Genomic DNA, 18,814 nt, shown 5'->3' on the forward strand with positions numbered 1-18,814 from the left:
ACACAACCCTACATTTAATAAAACCATTAACCCTGTGGAAACAGGGTGCTGGAACAGGAACACAAACATGCCTATTCGTTATGGAACTGCCGCTTTACTGTTATTTTCTGCCTGTAGTTACAGCAATACCGATTTACCCGTATCGCTGACCGTATCAGGAATGAATGCCACGCTGGATAATGGATTACTGCACGTCGAATTTAAAGATGACGCCAGCGCCGTTGCCATCATTAAAGACGGCATTAATCTGACGACATCGCTGTCTGGTGCACAACGCGATCCCAGTAAAAACCGCAGCGCTTACCTCGACTTTTATTCGAAAGGGGTGAAAGATTTTCTTCCTGAACGGCTGGAAATAATCCGCAACGATAAAGAGATTGCGCATATCGCCTGGATTGATGACAAAAAAAGCTTACTGCGCCTGGAATACCACTTAATTATGCGAAAAGGCGTCAGCGGTTTTTACAGTTATGTGGTCGCGGAAAATACCGGGAAAGAGACGGTGACGGTCAGTGAATTACGCAATGTGTATCGTTTCAACCCGCACCTGCTCGATCATATTTCTAACGGTGAGCGGGAAGGCCGCCCTTATTTGTATGCCGATCTTGAGAAAATGCCAAAAGTGCAGGATGAAACCTGGCGACTGCCAAACGGCGAAGTCTATACAAAATATGATTTTGCCGGTTATCAGCGTGGCAGCGCATTCTGGGGCGTATACGGAAAAAACAGGGGCGCATGGCTGATCCCCGGTAGCGGTGAATACTTCTCCGGCGATGCCCTGAAGCAAGATTTAATGGTCCATCAGGACGCTATCATCCTGAACTACATGACCGGCGCACATATGGGAACACCGGATATGCAGGCGCAACCCGGCTGGAAAAAACTGTATGGGCCATGGCTGCTGTATATCAACCAGGGCAGTAGCGAGCAGATGCTCGCCGACGCCCGCCAGCAAGCCGTTACCGAGCGGGCGAACTGGCCCTATCAATGGGTTGGAGATGCGCGTTATGCCGACAAACGTACCCAGGTCAACGGTCATATCGCGACAGATCAACCGGTTACCGTCGTGCTCTCTTCATCGCTGGATGAACCTTTTGATGTGCAAACCCGCGGTTACCTCTTCACGGCCACCACTGACCGCCAGGGCGTATTTCACCTCGATAATGTGATCCCCGGCCATTACCAGCTTGCGGTATATGCCAACGCCGGAACACAGCCTGGCGTGCTGGCACAGCAACAGGTAGAGATCAGCGGGGAGAAACAGACGCTGCACGACATCATGCTGCCTCCCGTGCCGAAAGTGGTATGGGCGATAGGCCAGGCCGACCGCCAGGCACGCGAATTCCGCTTCGGCAGCGAGGCGCGGGGTTACCACTGGCAGCAGGATGTCCCGGCGAATCTGGTATTTGATATTGGCCACAGCGACTACAGTCGCGACTGGTATTACGCCCAGACGCAACCCGGACGCTGGGATATCCGTTTTGCTATGACCCCCAATAAACCCAGCTATACGCTGAACATTGCCCTTGCCGCCGCCAGCAACAGTGGGATGGGCGCGGCAAACAGCGCGCCGTCGCTCACGGTGAACGTTAACGGCAAGGTGCTGGATACGCTGAAGTACGCTAACGATAAAACCCTGTATCGCGGGGCGCTGCGTAACGGGCAATATCACCTTGCAACGCTTCCGATCAGCGCCGATCTGTTACGCAAAGGTAATAATCAGATTTCGCTGCAACTGAATGGCGGCAGCGTGATGTATGACGTCATAACCCTGAGCGAATAAGCATTTTTATTTCTTAACCGTATTGTGGTGAAAACCACAATACGGGCGTCTGCCCCTTGCCAATTAAAAAGTGAAAAGGTTTTTAATAATGAACAAGAAAATTATCAATACGCTCTGCATCCCGCTTTCGTTATTCTCCGTCGGCTATGCGAGTGCCGCCGACGTAATATTAAGCAACGTCAGCATGGATTATCGCCACGAATATCGCCTGCGTGATCGCACGCATTACGATAAATTAACGCTGGCGACTCAGCTTCCTTATGACTACTCTTTTGCAGTCGAAACAAAATTTAAAACCGGCGGTTCTGACGTAAAAGACAAATATTATGAAGATCCGGTATTAAACGCGGTCGAAATGACACTGGCGAAAAAATACCGTTTTGGTAACTGGACCGTATCACCGCTTTTTCAGCCAGAATTTAACTCCACCCGTACCGAGTGGAAAGTCGGCGTATCACCGTGGTATAAAATTAATGATAGCTGGTCGGTTGGTGGTCTTTATCGTCTCGAATTAACCGATTACGCTCACGACAACAGCGGGTGCGCGAATTGCAGCACGAACCGGCACCGTACAGTTAATCGTGTGGATGGCTACCTGCGTTATAATGTGGCGAATCTGACCACCACCTATAAATTGATTTATCAGTTGGGTGATGAAAATCTCTACGCGAATAAAAAATATAATTATGAGCAGGAATTACAGTTTAACTATGCGTTAGGCGATAAAAGGGAGTGGAGCCCTTATATTAGCCTCGGCGATATTAACCGCTCATCAAAATCCAGCGAGCGCCAGTTACGTTTACGCGCCGGTATCGCTTATACCTTTAAATAAACCCGCCCGCGACGATGGAAGAGTGTTGCGGTCTCTTCCATCCCCGACAGGCACTAAAAACGGCTGAGCGATTCCATCGCCACGCTTTTGAAGGTGGCAAAGTCTGCGCAGGCGCAAAGCCTGGCGGTGGCGCGTTCGCGCAGGAAAGTGACGAAAATATCGTAGATCGCCATCGCCTCTTCGTACTCGCTTTTGCTGATCGCCAGTAAAAAAATGACATGCGCGGTGTCGTCTCCCCAGCGGATCCCCTGCGGGGCCAGCACGGTATAGACCACGGTTTTTTTCGCCAGCAGCCCAAGGGCGTGCGGTAAAGCAATCCCTTCCCCCAGCAGGGTGCTGACAATCGCTTCACGCTCAATGACCGAGTCGAGAAACTCTGCGTCGACAAAACCTTCATCGCGCAGTTGGTCACACAGAGTGGTAAACAGCGTTTGCTGATCCATCTCACCGTCGATAATGCGGAAATGGAGCGCATCAAAATACTTTTCCAGCATCCACGGGCGCGTTCTGTCCACCAGCACCAGTTTGCCGATCTGCTCCAGTTGGTATTCGCTGGGAAACGGCGAAATGGTGACCACCGGCTTATCCTTTTCGCTGACCCGCGCGGTGGAAATCACAAAATCTTCGGCAATACTGGCGCACTGCTCGTAATCACGCAGCGTCACGGTACGGGTGACCACAATCTGCGGGTACTTCCGTGCCAGCACGGCTTCAATCATGCGCGCCATCGCATTTCCGGCATCACACACCAGTAACACCTGCGGTTGCCGCTGGTAACCAATGTTGTAGTGACGCTCCAGCCCCACGCCAATGTGCAGCACCAAAAAACCGATCTCGTTTTCGCTGATCACATACGGTGTGTATTTCCCCCAACTGGAGACCGCCGCCAGCGTCATGTCCCAGGCCATGGGGTAGTGCTGCTTGATGTTATCCAGCAGCGGGTTCGGGATCATGATTTGGTAGCGCACGCGGGTGATCATGGTTTTGATATGCGTCAGCAGGTCCGCATGCAGTTGCGTGTCGTTTTGCAGGTTGTAGTTATAGTGGCTATTGATATAGCCAAGAATGTAGTTGACCAGCGTTTCATCATCATCGGCGCTGATGGCGCTGGGTGCCAGTTCCTGAACGCGACGCCCGGCGATATGGACCCGCAGCCAGTGCTCTTCCGCCGCCGCCAGCGGTTTCCCCGCCAGTTGTTGCAATGCTACTGAGATATCCCGCGCGGCGTCACGCACGTTCTCATCGCCATCGTCGGCAATAAATTCCGACAGCGGATAGCCCTCGCTGATGCGGCGTACGGCGACCGCGCAATACAAGCGGATAAACAGATCGCCTTCATCAGTCAGGCGAATGTGATAACGACTAAAGCAGTCGTGCAGAACAGACGCCAGCGCTTCCGGCACGCCCGGATTGAGCGCATCTTCGGTGATCAGCGGGTTCTGTGCATTCTGCTGCGCCAGCTCCCACAGTAAATCCGTCAGGCAGGCGCGCAGCGCCATTTCACTGCCAAACAGCTTCATACCATGGCGCGGGCGGGTTTCCAGCGTCAGGCGATAGCGGGAAAACCACTCGCGCACTTCCGTCATGTCATTTTGCAGCGTGGCGCGGCTGACAAACCATTCATCCGCCAGATCTTCCAGTTTGAGGGAAAACGCGGAGGTGAGAAAACGCACCACCAGATAGTGCACCCGCTCCGGACCGCTGCGCGGAATCCGCAGCGCACGCGGTCGCGTGGCCTGCAAAGAGTGGTACAGCGAGGCATCGTCGATTTTCAGTTGATAACCGCTGCCACGGTTCAAAATAAACTGCGCGCCGTGGCGTGCCAGCAGCGCGTTTAATGCGGTGATATCCGCCCGGACGGTGCGCGTGGAGACCGACAGCCGCTGCGCCAGCTCGTCCTGTGGCAGCGTCTCGTTTTGCAGCATAGTAAACAGCTGCGCTAAACGTTGGTTCGGAAATCGCACGTCGTTGTCCTCGTCATCATTTTCTGCCAGCCGGAGGCAGGCACTGCCCGTTAAACCCGCGCCTTTGTGATGGCCAGTAGCTGGCGCACATCTGCCGGGCGGGTATCACCACTCACCTTATCAATAATAGAGCTATAAATATGCGGAATGATTTTGCTGACCCCCGCATCCAGCGCGATTTGCAGGATCTCACCGAAATTATCCAAATCGATACCGCCGGTCGGCTCCAGCCAGAAATCGTAACGCGCGCAGGCTTCAGCTACCGCCTGATACTCATCACGGCACGTCAGACCGCCCATCGGGAAGTATTTAATCGAGCTGCCGCCCATATCTTTTAACAGTGCAATCGCGGTCTCAACCGACACAACGCCGTCCGCAGCCTGGCTGCTGAGCGGGCCAGTGGAGATTTTCACCAGCCCTGGCGTTCCCGTTGGCGAGACCAGACCGTTCACCACCGTCTCACGCTGCCCCAGCAGCGCCCGGCTGGTTGCCACGCCGGTAAAGACCTGATTCACGTGCTGCGGTTGCACCTCGCGGGCGATGGCACTGACCATGGCAGACTGGTTCGGATCGCCCGCGCCCAGGCCAACAGAGAGCGCGTTATCAATGCGCGCCGCATAGTCACGCATATCGGCGACCGCCGTGGCAACGTCCGGGTAGTTTTTCGACAGTACACCCACCAGCACATGGCCTTCTGCTGCCTCGTAAATGGCGCTGGCATTCTCTTTGCAGCCTGCCAGCACATTCAGACATACACGGTCACGGTAAAAATTGGGGGTCAGTTTCATGGGTGTTGCTCCTTGTTCAGTTCTTCGGCGATGCGGCGATACACCACCGCCAGTTGGTCGGCGGTTACGCTACGAACATCGGCTTCGATAATGCCTTCATTGGCTTTATAGCCACGGAAGTAAATGGCGTATTCCCCCTGTTTCAGGGCGCTGACTAAATCGCCCGTGGCGATACCGGTCACCGCTTCATCAAACTTGATTTCGCTGCGGGCAATATCACGCCCGGCGCTGTCCCATACCACACGCGCGCTGACGCCCGGCAGCGTATTAAGCTGGTCGATAAACGGCGTCATTTTGGCGACCATTTCCGCCCCGCTCTCTTTCCGGGCGCTAAGATAATGTTCAATGGCGCAGGTCAGCCCAAGAATGCCCTCTTTGCCCACTTTCATCGCCCGACCAATGCCCGCCGTCTGGCGTTTGACCCACTCGACGTACTGCGTTTTGCCGATCACCAGCCCGCTGGTTGGCCCTTCGATCGCCTTCGCACCGCTGTAGATAACCAGATCGGCGCCAGCACGGTAGTAACACTGCAAATCCTCTTCCGCCGCCGCATCAACAATCAGCGGCAGATCGTGTTTACGCGCGACCACGACAGCCTGCTCAACGCTGAGCATGCTTTTCTGTACGCAGTGATGGGACTTGATATAGAGGATCGCCGCGGTGCGCGGGGAGATCGCCGCCGCCAGTTGATCGGCGGAGCATTCGTTGGCGTAACCGGCTTCCACGACCTTGCCGCCGCCCAGCGCCACCATCGTGCCGACCGGTGCGCCGAAATTAACGTTATGGCCGCGCGGCAGCACGATTTCGTTGTTCTCAATCACCGTGCTGTGCAGGTTTTCCAGCAGCCAGTCGCTCTCTTTCACCAGTACGGCGGCCACCGACTGTGCAATACCGGCAGACGCGCAAGAGACCACGGTCGCGCCCTCAACCTCCAGCAGATTCGCGATGTACTCCCCGGTCTTGTTCACCAAATCTTTCATTTCGAAGTAGTGATTCATGCCGCTTAAGACCGCCTCAACCACTTCCGGGCGCGGGGTGGAGACGCCAAGCGCCGTCATGCGCCCGGAGGCATTAATCACCTGTTTTAACTGGTACTTATCATAAATCGAAGGCATGTTCCGCACTCCCCTGTTCGGTCATATAGCCGTGGCCTGCGCGAATGGCGGCCAGCGGCGTGATTAACTGTTCAGCCTGTAAGCTTTCGTGTTCCGCATCGGTAAACAGCACCGGCTGGCGCTTCAGGTCGAAAATGGTCAGATCGGCGTCATAACCGACCGCCAGTCGCCCTTTCTGTTTCAGGCGCAGGCCCTCGGCAGCGTGGTCGGTCACGCAGGCAATCACCTGCGGCAGCGACAGGCCAATGGCGAGAAATTTGGACATCACGTTCGCCAGCGAGCGCACCGGACCGTCAATGCGGTTGCGGCAGTAGATGTCGGAACTGATGGTCTGCGGCAAAATGCCCAAACCTATTGCGTGTTTTGCCACCGCAAAGCTAAAACTGGCGCTGCCGTGCCCGACATCCAGCCGCACACCACGGCGAAGCGCGCGGGCAACGGACGCGCGCAACTCCCCGCCGGGGGTCAGAATGCGGTTCGGTTTGCCGTTGTAGCAGTGGGTGATGATGTCGCCGGAGGTGAGCAGATCGGCAATCTCGTCGAGGTTCGGCGGATTGTTGCCGATATGCACCATCAGCGGTAAATCACCGTTCTCTTTTTGTATCGCTTTCGCGCGTTCCAACGGTGTAATGCCGTTGTCACCCACCACGCTGCTGCTCATCCGCGCTTTCAGGCCAACGATAAAATCCGGGTGGCGTTGCACCGCATCACGTACGGCGCTGGCATCGATATTATTCAGGTTCGCCAGTTCATTTTGTGCAATCAGTCCCACGCGAGAGATATTCAACAGCGCATAGACTTCCGTGGTTGCCTGGCGGGTGAGGGCATAAAAATCGTCAATATCATCCGCACCGGTGCTGCCCGCATCGATCACCGTGGTGACCCCGGTTGCGATCCCGACGCTGTCGGGCTGATCGTGATAGATCGGCGAATTCGGGTAGCAGTGGACGTGGGAGTCGATCCACCCGGCGCTGACATAATGTTCACCGTGTAAATCAACAGATTTCACCGCCGGGCCGCTGATATCGCCCAACGCGGCGATTTTACCCGCGCTGATGGCGATATCCGTCACCGTATCGTCAACCAGACGTGCCCGGCGCAGAAGTAAATCAAACATGCGTATCTCCAGAAGTAACGGGCGCCGTAGCGCCCGCGGGTATCAGAGGGCCACCGGGAAGATGGCGCCCAGCAACATCGCACCCAGGATTGCGCCCCCGGTGATCGGCTTTTGCCAGAGGTAAAACAGCAGTGCGCCCACCAGTGAACCGATGCCAATAGGGATCGAGGCCGTCATGGCGCTGAGAATAATCAATGGGCCAAGGAAGCGACCCGACGCGTTACCCGCCCCCATCATCACGTCTGCGCCGTAGGTAGAGTCGCTCTGGTTAATGGTGAACTTACGCGCCAGGATAATCAGGTAACCAATCAACACGCCAATCACCAGACCGGTTGCCAGCGAGGCAACAAAGTTCGCCACCGGGAAGACAAAGCCCGCGCCAAGCAGCAGTGCCGGAACACCCAGCCCGACACCGGTCTGGATCGCGCCGCCGATATCCAGAATCCCCACCAGCGAACCTTCAATAATGCGCGCGAACAGGAAGCTGGCGCCAAACGCCGCCACCGCGCCGTATACGCCAGTGTCCATACCGGAGCGCAGCATCGAGACAAACGCCACTTCGTTGAACGCGCCAATGCCGTACAGGTAGTACATATGTGTCCCGGCGAAGACGCCGGATGAGAGCAGGCCGACGAAAATCGGGAATGACCAGTCGGCGTACCAAAAGCCTTTATTCTGTTCCATCGCCTTTCCTTATTTGCCGCTGAGCGAATTGTGGATGAGCTCCAGCCAGTTCGGCGCGCTCAGGTGGAAGGACTCGATCATTTTCAGATCGAAGCCGCGGAAGAAACCGCTCAGGACAAACAGGGCGACAATCGCGATCATCATCACTTTGGTGACGCGGTTCCAGCCACTCTCTTCCACGCCTTTACCGATCAGAATGCCCAGCACCAGACCCGGTACGGCGTTACCCATGATTAACTGCGCCGCGCCACCAAAAACGGTGGCCCAGAAGCCGGATTTTTTACCCGCGTCGATGGCCGCCAGCCAGAAGATCACCGGCATCACGGTATTCACCAGTAAGTTTGCCGCCGGTACCAGCACTTTCACCGCCGTGACTTGCAGCGCTGCCGGCACGGAAGAGGCCGTCAGGTTGAGGAAGGTGACCACCACCATGCCGATCAGCCCACAGGCAATGGCCATCTTTTTCGGATCGTGCAGGGTTTCGCCGACGTTACGGTTTTTCACCATCAGCGCCGCCGCGCCCCAGTTGGGAATAATGCGGTGGTCAACGTCCTGGGTAAATGAACCCGCGGCAACGGATGACGCCCAGGCGTTAAAGAAGAACCCTAAGCCAAAGGAGAAGTGCGATGCCGGATCCCCTTCACAGGAGTTCAGTTCTCCCAAAGTACGAAATGCGCCCATTCCCTGAGTGGTCGGCGCATGGAACATGCGTGCAGCCCCGGCTCCCACACCGACGCCGACCAGGCCGCCGATGATGAGCGATTTTATTAGTATGATTAAGAACATCAGTCTGCCCTCTTCTACCCGGTGGAACGGACTCACGGGTATGCATTGAGTTATTTCGCGACGAAATCCACTTTATCGAGATTGATGGCGGTCACGTTGACGGTCACATCCAGCTCCACGCTGTAGGTGCGTCTTTCCCGACGCAGGAAGAGGAACAAAAAGGCCTCTTTCCGCGTCGTTTCCTGCGCATGAACAACCTGCACATCCTGTGGCTCAATACGCAGTAAAATATGCGGCGACGCTTTCATCACCGCGGCCTGAACGTGGTTCAGCGCATCGGCGAAGGCGCGGGTTTTCGCATCGCCCTTGCCGTTAACCCTGACCGTAGTGGTGAACTGTTCTTTCATGGTTATGCGCCGTATTTTTTCAGCCACGCCTGCACCAGGCGCTCGCCCAATTCTTCTTTGTCCATAAAACCGAATCCCAGCACGTTGCAGCCTTCATTGATGGCGGTAACGCCCTCTTCCACGGAGCGCATGCCGTACTTCGCTTTGTAGCCATGTTTGTTTTGCGCGGTGATGGCACCTGCGCCGCCGCTGCCGCAAAATGAAATGCCGAAGGTAGCGTTTTCCGCTTTCATCACGTCGCCAAGTTTCATATCCGCCGCCACGCCCGGTACAACCACCGCGCGGCCGCCTGCTTTTTCTACGCCTGCCGCCACTTTCTGGCCTTTACCCAGACGATCGCCAATCACTACGGTAATTTGTTCCATCTTTCGCTCCTTACAGGTTGTCTTTCGCCACTTCGAAGTGCACCGACAGCAGCCAGGCTTCTTCTTCCGGTAAATTGCCGAATGCCGCCACCACCTCGCGGGCAAGGTCCATCGACCCGGCCGAAATTTCATCAAACAGGCTGGCATCTACATCCGGCAGCGGTTCGCCCGTCACGGAACGGTGCGCCATTGCCCGGACATGCGAGGTCAGCATCTGCTGCTGTACTGCATTCGGCGTGATGCCCTGATCGCTTAACAAGGTGTACACCTGCGTCAGCATGCGCTGTGCGAGGGTTGCCGTTTGCGCTGCCTGCTCCGCGTCGTTCATTACCGCTCCGTTATTCACTCGTCTTACCCCACTCATGGCTTCGGGATAAAACTAACGTTGCAGGTTAAGAGTTTGTAGCGAGGAGTTTTCCACTTCGAAGTGGAAAGGCGGAAGGTCTTAGTGATCTGCGCCACATAAAACGGGTCATTGGAGATTTTTGACTGGGCAAAGGTCACAGGAATGCAGAAAAGTTGCGGAAATCAGTGGGGAAATGAGAATAAAAAAACGGCGAGCCGAAGGGGAAAAGTGTGAGATGAATAAGGTTTACTTATCGGTAAAGCGGGGCCGCAGCCCCGCCGGGTATGCTTAGCGGAATTTCTTGTGATAGGTGTTGCGGGTGTTAGCCAGACCTTCAGCGGCCACCTTCGCTTCTTTCACTTTGCCTTCGTTAGCCAGCTTCAGCGCATCGTCAATCTGCCCAACCAGCACATCAAAGCCGTGACGATAATCTTTCATCTCGGCGCTATCCGGCGCTTTCCCTTCCAGCTTCGGCGGGGTGGCTTTTTGCGCATCCAGCGCGGCGGTGCGCATATTGGTTAATGCGCCTTTCAGCTCGGTGGCATCATTGGTTTTCTGCACCACTTTGAGGTTGTCACTCAGGGTGCCCATATCATCCTCAAGATCGGCGGCAAACACCGCCGAGCCCATAAACAACGACGACACAGCAAGGATTGCTAACAGGTTTTTACGCATTGCTCACTTCCTTTTTTATTATCACGCTGAAGGCGCAGGTCTTAGCGCCACGGAGTTATTGTCCGGCGATTTTCATCTCCGGGAGTAACACTGAACCACACTGAATATTACTGCGTTGTTCAATATCGTCACCGACAGTAACAATATTGCGCCACATCTCTTTCAGGTTGCCGGCAATGGTGATTTCGCTCACCGGATACTGGATTTCACCGTTTTCCACCCAGAAACCGGCGGCACCGCGCGAGTAATCGCCGGTGATGCCGCTAACGCCCTGCCCCATCAATTCTGTTACCACCAGACCGGTGCCCATCTCTTTCAGCATTTGCTCAAAGCTGAGGCCGCGCCCGGCAATCCGCCAGTTATGAATGCCGCCCGCATGCCCGGTGCTCTTCAGCCCCAGCTTGCGCGCTGAGTAGTTGGTCAACAGCCACTGAGTCAGCACGCCGTCTTTAATAATATCGCGACGCTCGGTGCGCACCCCTTCGCTGTCGAACGGCGTGGAAGCCAGGCCTTTCAGCAGGTGCGGATGTTCTTCAATCGTCAGCCACTCCGGCAGGATCTGTTTGCCCAGGTAATCCAGCAAGAAGGTGGATTTACGGTATACCGCGCCGCCGGCGATCGCGCCGACCAGGTGACCAAACAGCCCGGTCGCGACTTCGTTGGCAAAAATCACCGGTGCTTTCATGGTCGACAGCTTACGCGGCGACAGGCGGGACAGAGTACGGCGCGCGCACTCTTCACCAACCCATTCCGGCGTGTGCAGATCGCGGATATCGCGCCCGATGGTGTAGGCGTAATCGCGCTCCATATCGCCATTTTCTTCCGCAATTACGCAGCTCGACAGGGAGTGACGGGTGGAACAGTAGCTTTGCAGCATACCGTGGCTGTTGCCGAACACTTTGATGCCATAGTGGCTGTTAAAGCTTCCGCCTTCGGTATTGTTGATACGTTTGTCTGCTTTCAGCGCGGCTTGCTCCGCGCGCGCAGCCCATTCGATGGCTTCATCCGGCGTCACTTCCGCTGGGTGGAACAGATCGAGATCCGGGGCATCGAAAGCCAGCAGCTCTTTATCCGCAACGCCCGCATAAGGATCCGGCGAGGTGTAACGGGCGATATCAATCGCCGCTTGCACCGTACGGGCAATGGCGTCCGGGCTGAGATCGGTGGACGACGCGCTGCCTTTACGGTTCTGGTGATAGACGGTAATGCCCAGTGCGCCATCGCTGTTAAATTCAACATTCTCCACTTCGCCGTAGCGCGTGCTGACACCGATGCCGGTGGTTTTACTGACAGCCACTTCCGCACCATCCGCCTTCCCGGAGGCCAGCTCCAGCGCCGTGGAAACTGCGTCTTCCAGTACTTTGCGTTGTTGTGCAACTTGTGTGATCACTTTCATCGCCAATGCCATAATTAAGGGAGAGAATCTCTGAAGTCTAACAGAGAACCGTTTTTCAGTGCGCGCCTTAACTGGTAACATTAGCCTCTTTTTTTAAGGAGCCTGAGATGACAAAGCAGCCCGACGACTGGCTCGACGACGTGCCCGGTGATGATATTGAAGACGAAGATGATGAGATCATCTGGGTCAGTAAGAGTGAAATTAAGCGCGATGCTGAAGAGTTAAAGCAGCTTGGCGCAGAAATGGTAGAGCTGGGCAAAAACGCGCTGGATAAACTCCCGCTGGACCCGGACCTGCGCGATGCCATTGAACTGGCGCAGCGCATTAAGAAAGAGGGTCGTCGCCGTCAGTTGCAATTGATTGGCAAAATGCTTCGTCAACGCGATGTGGATCCTATCCGCCAGGCGCTGGATAAGCTGAAAAACCGTCATAACCAGCAGGTGGCGTTTTTCCACAAGCTGGAGCATTTGCGCGACCGTCTGATTGAAGAGGGCGACGATGCCGTACCGGATGTGCTGAATCTGTGGCCGGAGGCCGATCGTCAGCAATTGCGTTCACTTATCCGCAACGCCCAAAAAGAGAAAGAAGGCAACAAACCGCCGAAGTCCGCGCGGTTGATCTTCCAGTATCTGCGCGAACTGGCTGAGAGTAACGACGCCTGATAACCGCACGTACAACCCTCCCTGTCGGGAGGGTTTTCTTTTATTTATCCCTTGTTTTACCGCCGTACACTACCGACATTTCGGCATTGAGCATTTTGGCTGAATCGTTAAAGCTAAAATCAACGCATTTCACAAATTATCCCTATCAATATTTTGCATTTCATAAATAAATGCTATCAATACCAACTATTTAACCTCTTGTTGCCGCTCATTTTCATCAGATGAAACGGATCACATTTTCCTGCCTGCGCAAAACGTAGATTTCAACCGTGGTAAACATAATCGATTCAGCATAAAAGGAATAAATGATGAAAAAAACCGTAATGCTTTCCGCGCTGGCGCTGCTTATTTCTGGCCCTGTGATGGCGAAAACCTGGGTGCTGACAAGTGCTGAAGGCGGCATTGAACAAGGAAACTGGCGGATCAGCAGCGATCAGCTGAACGTCAAAGGACAGCAGTTCAGCATTGAGCAAATCGTACTGCACGGCGGCAAACAGGAAGGCAGTAAAGTCATCAAGATCACCAGCAAAAACGGGCTCACTATTGCCCTGAGCCCCACTCGCGGCATGAACCTGCTGTATGCCGACGGCTTCGGGGTGCATATGGGGTGGAGTTCCCCGGTCAAAGAGGTGGTGAACCCGGCATTTATCAACCTCGAAAGCCGTAACGGCCTTGGCTGGCTGGAAGGTTTCAACGAGATGGTCGTACGCTGCGGTTACGAATGGACCGGCCACCCGGTCACCGCAGACGGGCAGATTTACACCCTGCATGGCAAAGTGGGCAATACGCCTGCATCACAGGTGTCGGTGGACGTCAGCGAAACCGCGCCGTATGAGATCCGCATTCGCGGGCTGGTGAAGGAGAGCACCTTTAAAAAAGCCGATCTGCAAACCGAAATGGAGCTGCGCTATATTCCGGGCAGCAACAGCTTCAGCCTGCATGATGTGCTGACCAACCACGCGGATTACCCCCACGACTACCAGATTATCTATCACAGCAACTTCGGCAAACCGATCCTTGAACAAGGCGCTCGCTTTATCACGCCGTACGAAAACGTCAGCCCGTTCAATGATTACGCGAAAGCGGGTCTGAAAGAGTGGCAAACCTACGCCGGGCCAACCAAGGGCTTCGACGAAATGGTGTTTAACATCAAACCGCTGGCCGACGCGAATAAACAAACCGTCGCCGCCCTGCTGAACAAAGCCGGCGATAAAGGCGTATCCATCAGCTACAACACCGAACAACTGCCGGTGCTGACGATGTGGAAAAACACCGACACGGAAAAACAGGGCTACGTCACCGGCATCGAGCCGGGCACCAGCTATGCCTACCCGGTCACCATTGAACGCCAGCAAAAACGCGTGAAACAGCTGCAACCGGGCCAGAGCACACGCTTTGATCTGACCTACACCCTGCTGCATAACGGCAGCCAGGTGGCGGATGTAGAAAAACGCGTGAAAGAGATTCAGGGCAGCAAAGCTCCGCAAGCCATTGAGACCCCCATGGCGAAAGAGTAAACCGCAGCCATAAAAAAACCGCGCCGGGATACCAGGCGCGGTTTTTTATTTGCACTGCCGGGGTCAGGCGTTTTCGGCTGCGATTTCCGCTTTTTTCGCCAGGCCATCCAGCAGTTTCTGGTGAATGCCACCAAAACCGCCGTTACTCATGACCAGAATGTGATCGCCCGGCTGTGCGCTTTTGACAATCATGTCCGCCAGCACGTCGACATCCGCGCTCCAGTACGCAGGCTGCACGCAGGCATCGGCCACTTCTGCAACCTGCCACGGAATATGCTGCGGTTGCAGCAGGTAAACTTCATCCGCGCGGCCTAAAGATGGCGCCAGGTCGTCTTTGCAGATCCCCATCTTCATGGTGTTCGAACGCGGTTCCAGCACGGCAATGATCTTCGCGGTGCCGCCAACTTTACCGCGCAATGCAGCCAGCGTCGCGAGGATGGCCGTCGGGTGGTGAGCAAAGTCGTCATACACCGTTACGCCATTAGCTTCGCCACGCAGCTCAAGGCGGCGACGGGCGTTAATAAAGGAGCCCAAGGCATTCGCCGCATCCACCGGGGCAACGCCGACATGGCGCGCCGCGGCAATCGCCATCAGGCCATTGTGCATGTTGTGCTCGCCCACCAGACCCCAGTTCACCTGGCCCACGCACGCATTATCCAGCCACACTTCCCAACTGGATGCATCGGTGTTCAGTTTTTTCGCCTGCCAGTGGCCCTGCTCGCCCACCAGCTCCTGTTCGCTCCAGCAGCCCATCGCCATCGTCTGTTTCAGATTGATGTCATTTTCCGGCCAGATGATTTTCCCCTGCCCCGGCACAATACGCACCAGATGGTGGAACTGCTTCTGGATCGCTTTCAGGTCGTCGAAGATGTCCGCATGGTCAAACTCAAGGTTATTGAGCACCAGCGTGCGCGGGCAGTAGTGGACGAATTTGGAACGCTTGTCGAAGAAGGCGCAGTCATACTCATCAGCTTCAATCACGAAGAACGGGCTGTCGCCCAGACGTGCGGAGACGTCGAAGTTACCCGGTACGCCGCCAATCACAAAGCCGGGTTTGTAACCACAGGCTTCGAGGATCCAGGTCGCCATGCCCGCAGTGGTGGTTTTACCGTGCGTTCCGGCAATCGCCACAACCCAGCGATCCCGCAGGACAAAATCGTGCAGCCATTGCGGGCCGGACATAAACGGAATGTTTTTTTCCAGCACCGCTTCCACACACGGGTTTCCGCGCTTCATCACGTTGCCAACAATCACCAAATCCGGCGCGGGATCGAGCTGACTTGCGTCATATCCCTGAATCAGATCAATACCTTCTTTTTCCAGCAAGGTGCTCATCGGCGGATAAATATTGGTATCCGAACCCGTAACCTGATGACCCAGCGAGCGCGCCAGCATGGCCAGCCCGCCCATAAAAGTGCCGCAAATCCCCAAAATATGAATGCGCATACGTCATTATCCTTTCTTAAACTGGCGCACATTTTACTCATATGTTTAACGTCTGAGAAATGCATTTCAGGATAATCCGTATGTAGCTGGCGCGATTCACCTGTGCGCGAAGTTTTTAATCTTTGTTAGTATTGTTGTATGTCCGCCGCGTTTTCGTTTGCGAAAGCTCTGGCTGTTACGGCGCGAGCTGTTTAATATCCGGAACTTGCTGTTCTAAGCAACCTGAAAACCACAGGCTACAATCGCTTTACTCCATATTAAAAATGCAGGGAAAGTGTTATGAAAACGTTAGGTGAATTTATTGTCGAAAAGCAGCATGAGTTCTCGCATGCAACGGGTGAACTGACTGCTTTGCTGTCGGCGATAAAACTGGGCGCCAAGATCATCCATCGTGATATCAATAAGGCCGGTCTGGTCGATATCCTGGGTGCCAGCGGTGCTGAAAACGTGCAGGGTGAGGAGCAACAAAAACTCGACCTGTTCGCCAATGAAAAACTGAAAGCTGCACTCCGCGCCCGCGATATCGTGGCAGGCATCGCTTCCGAAGAAGAAGACGAAATTGTCGTTTTCGAAGGTTGCGAGCACGCCAAATACGTGGTGCTGATGGATCCTCTGGATGGCTCTTCCAACATCGACGTTAACGTCTCTGTCGGGACCATTTTCTCTATCTACCGCCGTATTACGCCGGTAGGTACGCCGGTCACCATGGAAGACTTCCTGCAGCCGGGCAACAAACAGGTTGCCGCCGGTTACGTGGTGTATGGTTCTTCAACCATGCTGGTTTACACCACCGGCTGCGGCGTTCATGCCTTCACGTACGATCCTTCTCTGGGCGTCTTCTGCCTGTGCCAGGAGCGTATGCGCTTCCCGGCGCGTGGCAACACGTACTCCATCAACGAAGGCAACTACATCAAATTCCCGCAGGGCGTGAAGAAATACCTGAAGTTCTGTCAGGAAGAGGATAAGGCGACAAACCGCCCTTATACCACGCGCTACATCGGTTCTCTGGTGGCGGATTTCCACCGCAACCTGCTGAAGGGTGGGATTTACCTCTACCCAAGCACCGCCAGCCACCCGGAAGGGAAACTGCGTCTGCTGTACGAATGCAACCCGATGGCCTTCCTCGCCGAACAGGCAGGCGGTAAAGCCAGCGACGGTAAAGCGCGTATTCTGGATATTCAACCGGAAAGCCTGCACCAGCGCCGCCCGTTCTTCGTCGGCAATGAGCACATGGTTGACGATGTTGAACGCTACATGCGTGAGTTCCCGGACGCGTAAGGCCGGAAAGAAGAGAAAACGCCACGTTATGTGGCGTTTTTTTTAGCGCACAACTGTGCGTTTTTCTTTGCTGATTTATCCCTGAGGTTGCAGGCGGAACGACGCCATTGCCTGCAACAATTCACGTGATTGTTCTTCCAGCGAGCGCGTGGCCGCCGAAGATTGTTGTACTAACGCCGCGTTCTGTTGCGCCGTTTCATCCATCTGGCTGACGGCAATATTGACCTGTTCAATACCGCGGCTCTGTTCCTGCGAGGCATTGGCGATTTCGCGCATCAGTTTGGTCATTCGCAACACTTCTTCTGCGATTTCGTCCATCGTTTCACCGGCCTGCATCGCCAGGTCGCTTCCCTCAGATACCTGCGCCTGCGAACTGCTGATAAGCGAGCGGATCTCCTTCGCCGATTCGGCGCTGCGGCTGGCAAGGTTACGCACTTCACCCGCGACCACGGCGAAACCGCGCCCCTGTTCTCCGGCGCGCGCGGCTTCAACGGCGGCGTTCAACGCAAGGATATTGGTCTGGAAAGCGATGGCGTCGATAACGCTAAGAATATCGGCGATACGATCGGAGCTTCCGGAGATATCGCGCATTTTTTCAATGACATAGCAAACCATTTCGCTGCCGCGATCGGCGGTATCGGAGACGGCCTGCGCCAGCTTATGCGCCTGCTCGGCGTTGTCGGCATTCAGTTTCACCGTGGCGGTGATTTGCTCCATGCTGGCGGCGGTCTGCTCCAGCGATGTCGCCGTGGATTCGGTACGCTGGGAGAGATCGACGTTGCCAGCGGCCAGCTCACGACTGCCGGTATCAATTTGCGAGCTGGCGTCGCGCACGCGCGTCACCGACCCGACCAACGACTGGCGCATCTCTTCAATTGCCGCGTTAAGCCGGTTGAACTCGACACTGGCTGCTCCGGTAGTGGTCGACGTCAAATCCCCCGCCGCCACATGCTCAAGCTGCTGTATCGAGGTTTCCAGTGGTTTGAGCAGCATATGACGCAGCGCCAGCCAGGCCAGCACGATAATGCCCGCCACCAGCAACGCCACCACCACAATCAACATCATCACGACGTTTTTGCTGCTCTGAACGGCGGTCACTTCCGCTTTGCCGCGCGCTTCACCCCAGCTCTGGAAGGCCTGCATATCGGTGTCGAACTGACGGGAGATCGGGATCAGCTTGTTTTCCAGCAGTTCATAATAGGTGTCGGCGCTCTGTTTGTTCAGCGCATCCTGCATCGGCGTAATGCCCTGGCTGACGTAATCGCCATAGCTTTTCGCTACCTGCGCCAGCAGCGCTGCGCCTTTTTCATCCTCGATGCCAGCCTTGATAACGCTGGTGAGGGATGTTTCGCCCTGGGTGATTTCGGCATTAATCATCTTGACCGATTTTGCCGCATCATCCAGCAAGCCGACTTCCATCATACGCACGGCCTGACCCGCTTCATTACGGGCGCGCAGGATCTGGGTATAGCCTTCGCTCAGGCGCGCCATCTTCTCGCCCTGCAACTGACTAATACGCTCCAGCGATGAGGAACTTTTATTTAGTGCATACACTCCAATGCCGCTCACCAGCAGCAGGAGGAGAGTCATAACAGCCAACAACGAAAGTAAACCAGTACGGATCGAAAGCGTTTTAAGCATGATGTGAATTCCGGTAGCAGTGATACTTTTTGGCGTAAATTAAGCCCATTCGTCAGTTATCGACTGCTAACG

18 protein-coding genes are annotated in these 18,814 nt (G+C 55.2%); 5 read left to right on the forward strand and 13 right to left on the reverse strand.

Annotated elements, in window-relative coordinates; genetic code table 11:
* Positions 1-67 precede the first annotated feature (67 nt).
* Positions 68-1,783: a polysaccharide lyase family protein gene (locus N7922_RS21975; RefSeq protein ID WP_263098271.1), complete on the forward strand. Its 1,716-nt coding sequence runs from the start codon at positions 68-70 to the stop codon at positions 1,781-1,783.
* Between the two features lie 88 nt (positions 1,784-1,871).
* Entirely contained in the window at positions 1,872-2,615 is a 744-nt protein-coding gene (locus N7922_RS21980; RefSeq protein ID WP_263098272.1) for an oligogalacturonate-specific porin KdgM family protein, read from the forward strand.
* Between the two features lie 53 nt (positions 2,616-2,668).
* On the opposite strand, the gene N7922_RS21985 is transcribed toward N7922_RS21980, so the two are convergent.
* The 11 genes from N7922_RS21985 to pmbA form a co-directional block, all read right to left on the reverse strand.
* Positions 2,669-4,579 (reverse strand): BglG family transcription antiterminator, encoded by a 1,911-nt coding sequence (locus N7922_RS21985; protein WP_263098273.1) that lies wholly within the window; start codon positions 4,577-4,579, stop codon positions 2,669-2,671.
* A gap of 50 nt (positions 4,580-4,629) precedes the next feature.
* Entirely contained in the window at positions 4,630-5,367 is a 738-nt protein-coding gene (gene dagF, locus N7922_RS21990) for a 2-dehydro-3-deoxy-phosphogluconate aldolase (protein WP_263098274.1), read from the reverse strand.
* Positions 5,364-6,482 (reverse strand): DgaE family pyridoxal phosphate-dependent ammonia lyase, encoded by a 1,119-nt coding sequence (locus N7922_RS21995; protein ID WP_263098275.1) that lies wholly within the window; start codon positions 6,480-6,482, stop codon positions 5,364-5,366. The genes dagF and N7922_RS21995 overlap by 4 nt, the downstream gene beginning before the upstream one ends.
* Positions 6,466-7,599, reverse strand: coding sequence for an amidohydrolase/deacetylase family metallohydrolase (locus N7922_RS22000; protein ID WP_263098276.1), 1,134 nt, complete (start codon positions 7,597-7,599; stop codon positions 6,466-6,468). The genes N7922_RS21995 and N7922_RS22000 overlap by 17 nt, the downstream gene beginning before the upstream one ends.
* Before the next feature lie 42 nt (positions 7,600-7,641).
* Positions 7,642-8,283 (reverse strand): DUF4310 family protein, encoded by a 642-nt coding sequence (locus N7922_RS22005; protein ID WP_061498282.1) that lies wholly within the window; start codon positions 8,281-8,283, stop codon positions 7,642-7,644.
* Positions 8,284-8,292: 9 nt separating this feature from the next.
* Positions 8,293-9,069 (reverse strand): DUF4311 domain-containing protein, encoded by a 777-nt coding sequence (locus N7922_RS22010; protein ID WP_263098277.1) that lies wholly within the window; start codon positions 9,067-9,069, stop codon positions 8,293-8,295.
* 50 nt (positions 9,070-9,119) lie between these two features.
* Complete coding sequence (locus N7922_RS22015; protein ID WP_263098278.1) at positions 9,120-9,416, reverse strand: DUF4312 family protein; 297 nt, start codon at positions 9,414-9,416, stop codon at positions 9,120-9,122.
* Between the two features lie 2 nt (positions 9,417-9,418).
* Positions 9,419-9,781, reverse strand: coding sequence for an SFCGS family glycine-rich protein (locus N7922_RS22020; RefSeq protein WP_061498291.1), 363 nt, complete (start codon positions 9,779-9,781; stop codon positions 9,419-9,421).
* 10 nt (positions 9,782-9,791) lie between these two features.
* The gene (locus N7922_RS22025; protein WP_263098279.1) at positions 9,792-10,127 is read right to left on the reverse strand and encodes a glycine dehydrogenase; all 336 of its coding nucleotides are present in this window, start codon (positions 10,125-10,127) and stop codon (positions 9,792-9,794) included.
* A gap of 288 nt (positions 10,128-10,415) precedes the next feature.
* Positions 10,416-10,802 (reverse strand): cytochrome b562, encoded by a 387-nt coding sequence (gene cybC, locus N7922_RS22030; RefSeq protein ID WP_263098280.1) that lies wholly within the window; start codon positions 10,800-10,802, stop codon positions 10,416-10,418.
* Between the two features lie 55 nt (positions 10,803-10,857).
* Positions 10,858-12,210 (reverse strand): metalloprotease PmbA, encoded by a 1,353-nt coding sequence (pmbA, locus tag N7922_RS22035; protein ID WP_263098281.1) that lies wholly within the window; start codon positions 12,208-12,210, stop codon positions 10,858-10,860.
* A 95-nt stretch (positions 12,211-12,305) separates the two neighbouring features.
* On the opposite strand from pmbA, the gene yjgA reads away from it, so the two are divergent.
* Complete coding sequence (gene yjgA, locus N7922_RS22040) at positions 12,306-12,860, forward strand: ribosome biogenesis factor YjgA (protein ID WP_263098282.1); 555 nt, start codon at positions 12,306-12,308, stop codon at positions 12,858-12,860.
* A 308-nt stretch (positions 12,861-13,168) separates the two neighbouring features.
* A complete protein-coding gene (locus tag N7922_RS22045) occupies positions 13,169-14,377 on the forward strand; it encodes an aldose 1-epimerase family protein (protein WP_263100978.1) in 1,209 nt (402 codons plus the stop codon).
* A 63-nt stretch (positions 14,378-14,440) separates the two neighbouring features.
* Here N7922_RS22045 and mpl read toward each other — a convergent pair whose 3' ends face one another.
* A complete protein-coding gene (gene mpl, locus N7922_RS22050; RefSeq protein ID WP_263098283.1) occupies positions 14,441-15,823 on the reverse strand; it encodes a UDP-N-acetylmuramate:L-alanyl-gamma-D-glutamyl-meso-diaminopimelate ligase in 1,383 nt (460 codons plus the stop codon).
* A 279-nt stretch (positions 15,824-16,102) separates the two neighbouring features.
* Between mpl and fbp the strand changes: the two genes are divergently transcribed.
* The gene (fbp, locus tag N7922_RS22055; protein ID WP_263098284.1) at positions 16,103-17,101 is read left to right on the forward strand and encodes a class 1 fructose-bisphosphatase; all 999 of its coding nucleotides are present in this window, start codon (positions 16,103-16,105) and stop codon (positions 17,099-17,101) included.
* Between the two features lie 75 nt (positions 17,102-17,176).
* Here fbp and N7922_RS22060 read toward each other — a convergent pair whose 3' ends face one another.
* Complete coding sequence (locus N7922_RS22060; RefSeq protein ID WP_263098285.1) at positions 17,177-18,742, reverse strand: methyl-accepting chemotaxis protein; 1,566 nt, start codon at positions 18,740-18,742, stop codon at positions 17,177-17,179.
* Positions 18,743-18,814 lie beyond the last annotated feature (72 nt).

The sequence above is a fragment of the Kosakonia sp. ML.JS2a genome, from assembly GCF_025642095.1.
In the GTDB taxonomy this organism is placed as follows: domain Bacteria; phylum Pseudomonadota; class Gammaproteobacteria; order Enterobacterales; family Enterobacteriaceae.

Coding starts and splice junctions, on each gene's coding strand:
- N7922_RS21975 (WP_263098271.1), top strand. CDS start 68: ATGCCTATTCGTTATGGAACTGCCGCTTTACTGTTATTTTCTGCCTGT.
- N7922_RS21980 (WP_263098272.1), top strand. CDS start 1,872: ATGAACAAGAAAATTATCAATACGCTCTGCATCCCGCTTTCGTTATTC.
- dagF (WP_263098274.1), bottom strand. CDS start 5,367: ATGAAACTGACCCCCAATTTTTACCGTGACCGTGTATGTCTGAATGTG.
- N7922_RS21995 (WP_263098275.1), bottom strand. CDS start 6,482: ATGCCTTCGATTTATGATAAGTACCAGTTAAAACAGGTGATTAATGCC.
- N7922_RS22000 (WP_263098276.1), bottom strand. CDS start 7,599: ATGTTTGATTTACTTCTGCGCCGGGCACGTCTGGTTGACGATACGGTG.
- N7922_RS22005 (WP_061498282.1), bottom strand. CDS start 8,283: ATGGAACAGAATAAAGGCTTTTGGTACGCCGACTGGTCATTCCCGATT.
- N7922_RS22010 (WP_263098277.1), bottom strand. CDS start 9,069: ATGTTCTTAATCATACTAATAAAATCGCTCATCATCGGCGGCCTGGTC.
- N7922_RS22015 (WP_263098278.1), bottom strand. CDS start 9,416: ATGAAAGAACAGTTCACCACTACGGTCAGGGTTAACGGCAAGGGCGAT.
- N7922_RS22020 (WP_061498291.1), bottom strand. CDS start 9,781: ATGGAACAAATTACCGTAGTGATTGGCGATCGTCTGGGTAAAGGCCAG.
- cybC (WP_263098280.1), bottom strand. CDS start 10,802: ATGCGTAAAAACCTGTTAGCAATCCTTGCTGTGTCGTCGTTGTTTATG.
- pmbA (WP_263098281.1), bottom strand. CDS start 12,210: ATGGCATTGGCGATGAAAGTGATCACACAAGTTGCACAACAACGCAAA.
- yjgA (WP_263098282.1), top strand. CDS start 12,306: ATGACAAAGCAGCCCGACGACTGGCTCGACGACGTGCCCGGTGATGAT.
- N7922_RS22045 (WP_263100978.1), top strand. CDS start 13,169: ATGAAAAAAACCGTAATGCTTTCCGCGCTGGCGCTGCTTATTTCTGGC.
- mpl (WP_263098283.1), bottom strand. CDS start 15,823: ATGCGCATTCATATTTTGGGGATTTGCGGCACTTTTATGGGCGGGCTG.
- fbp (WP_263098284.1), top strand. CDS start 16,103: ATGAAAACGTTAGGTGAATTTATTGTCGAAAAGCAGCATGAGTTCTCG.
- N7922_RS22060 (WP_263098285.1), bottom strand. CDS start 18,742: ATGCTTAAAACGCTTTCGATCCGTACTGGTTTACTTTCGTTGTTGGCT.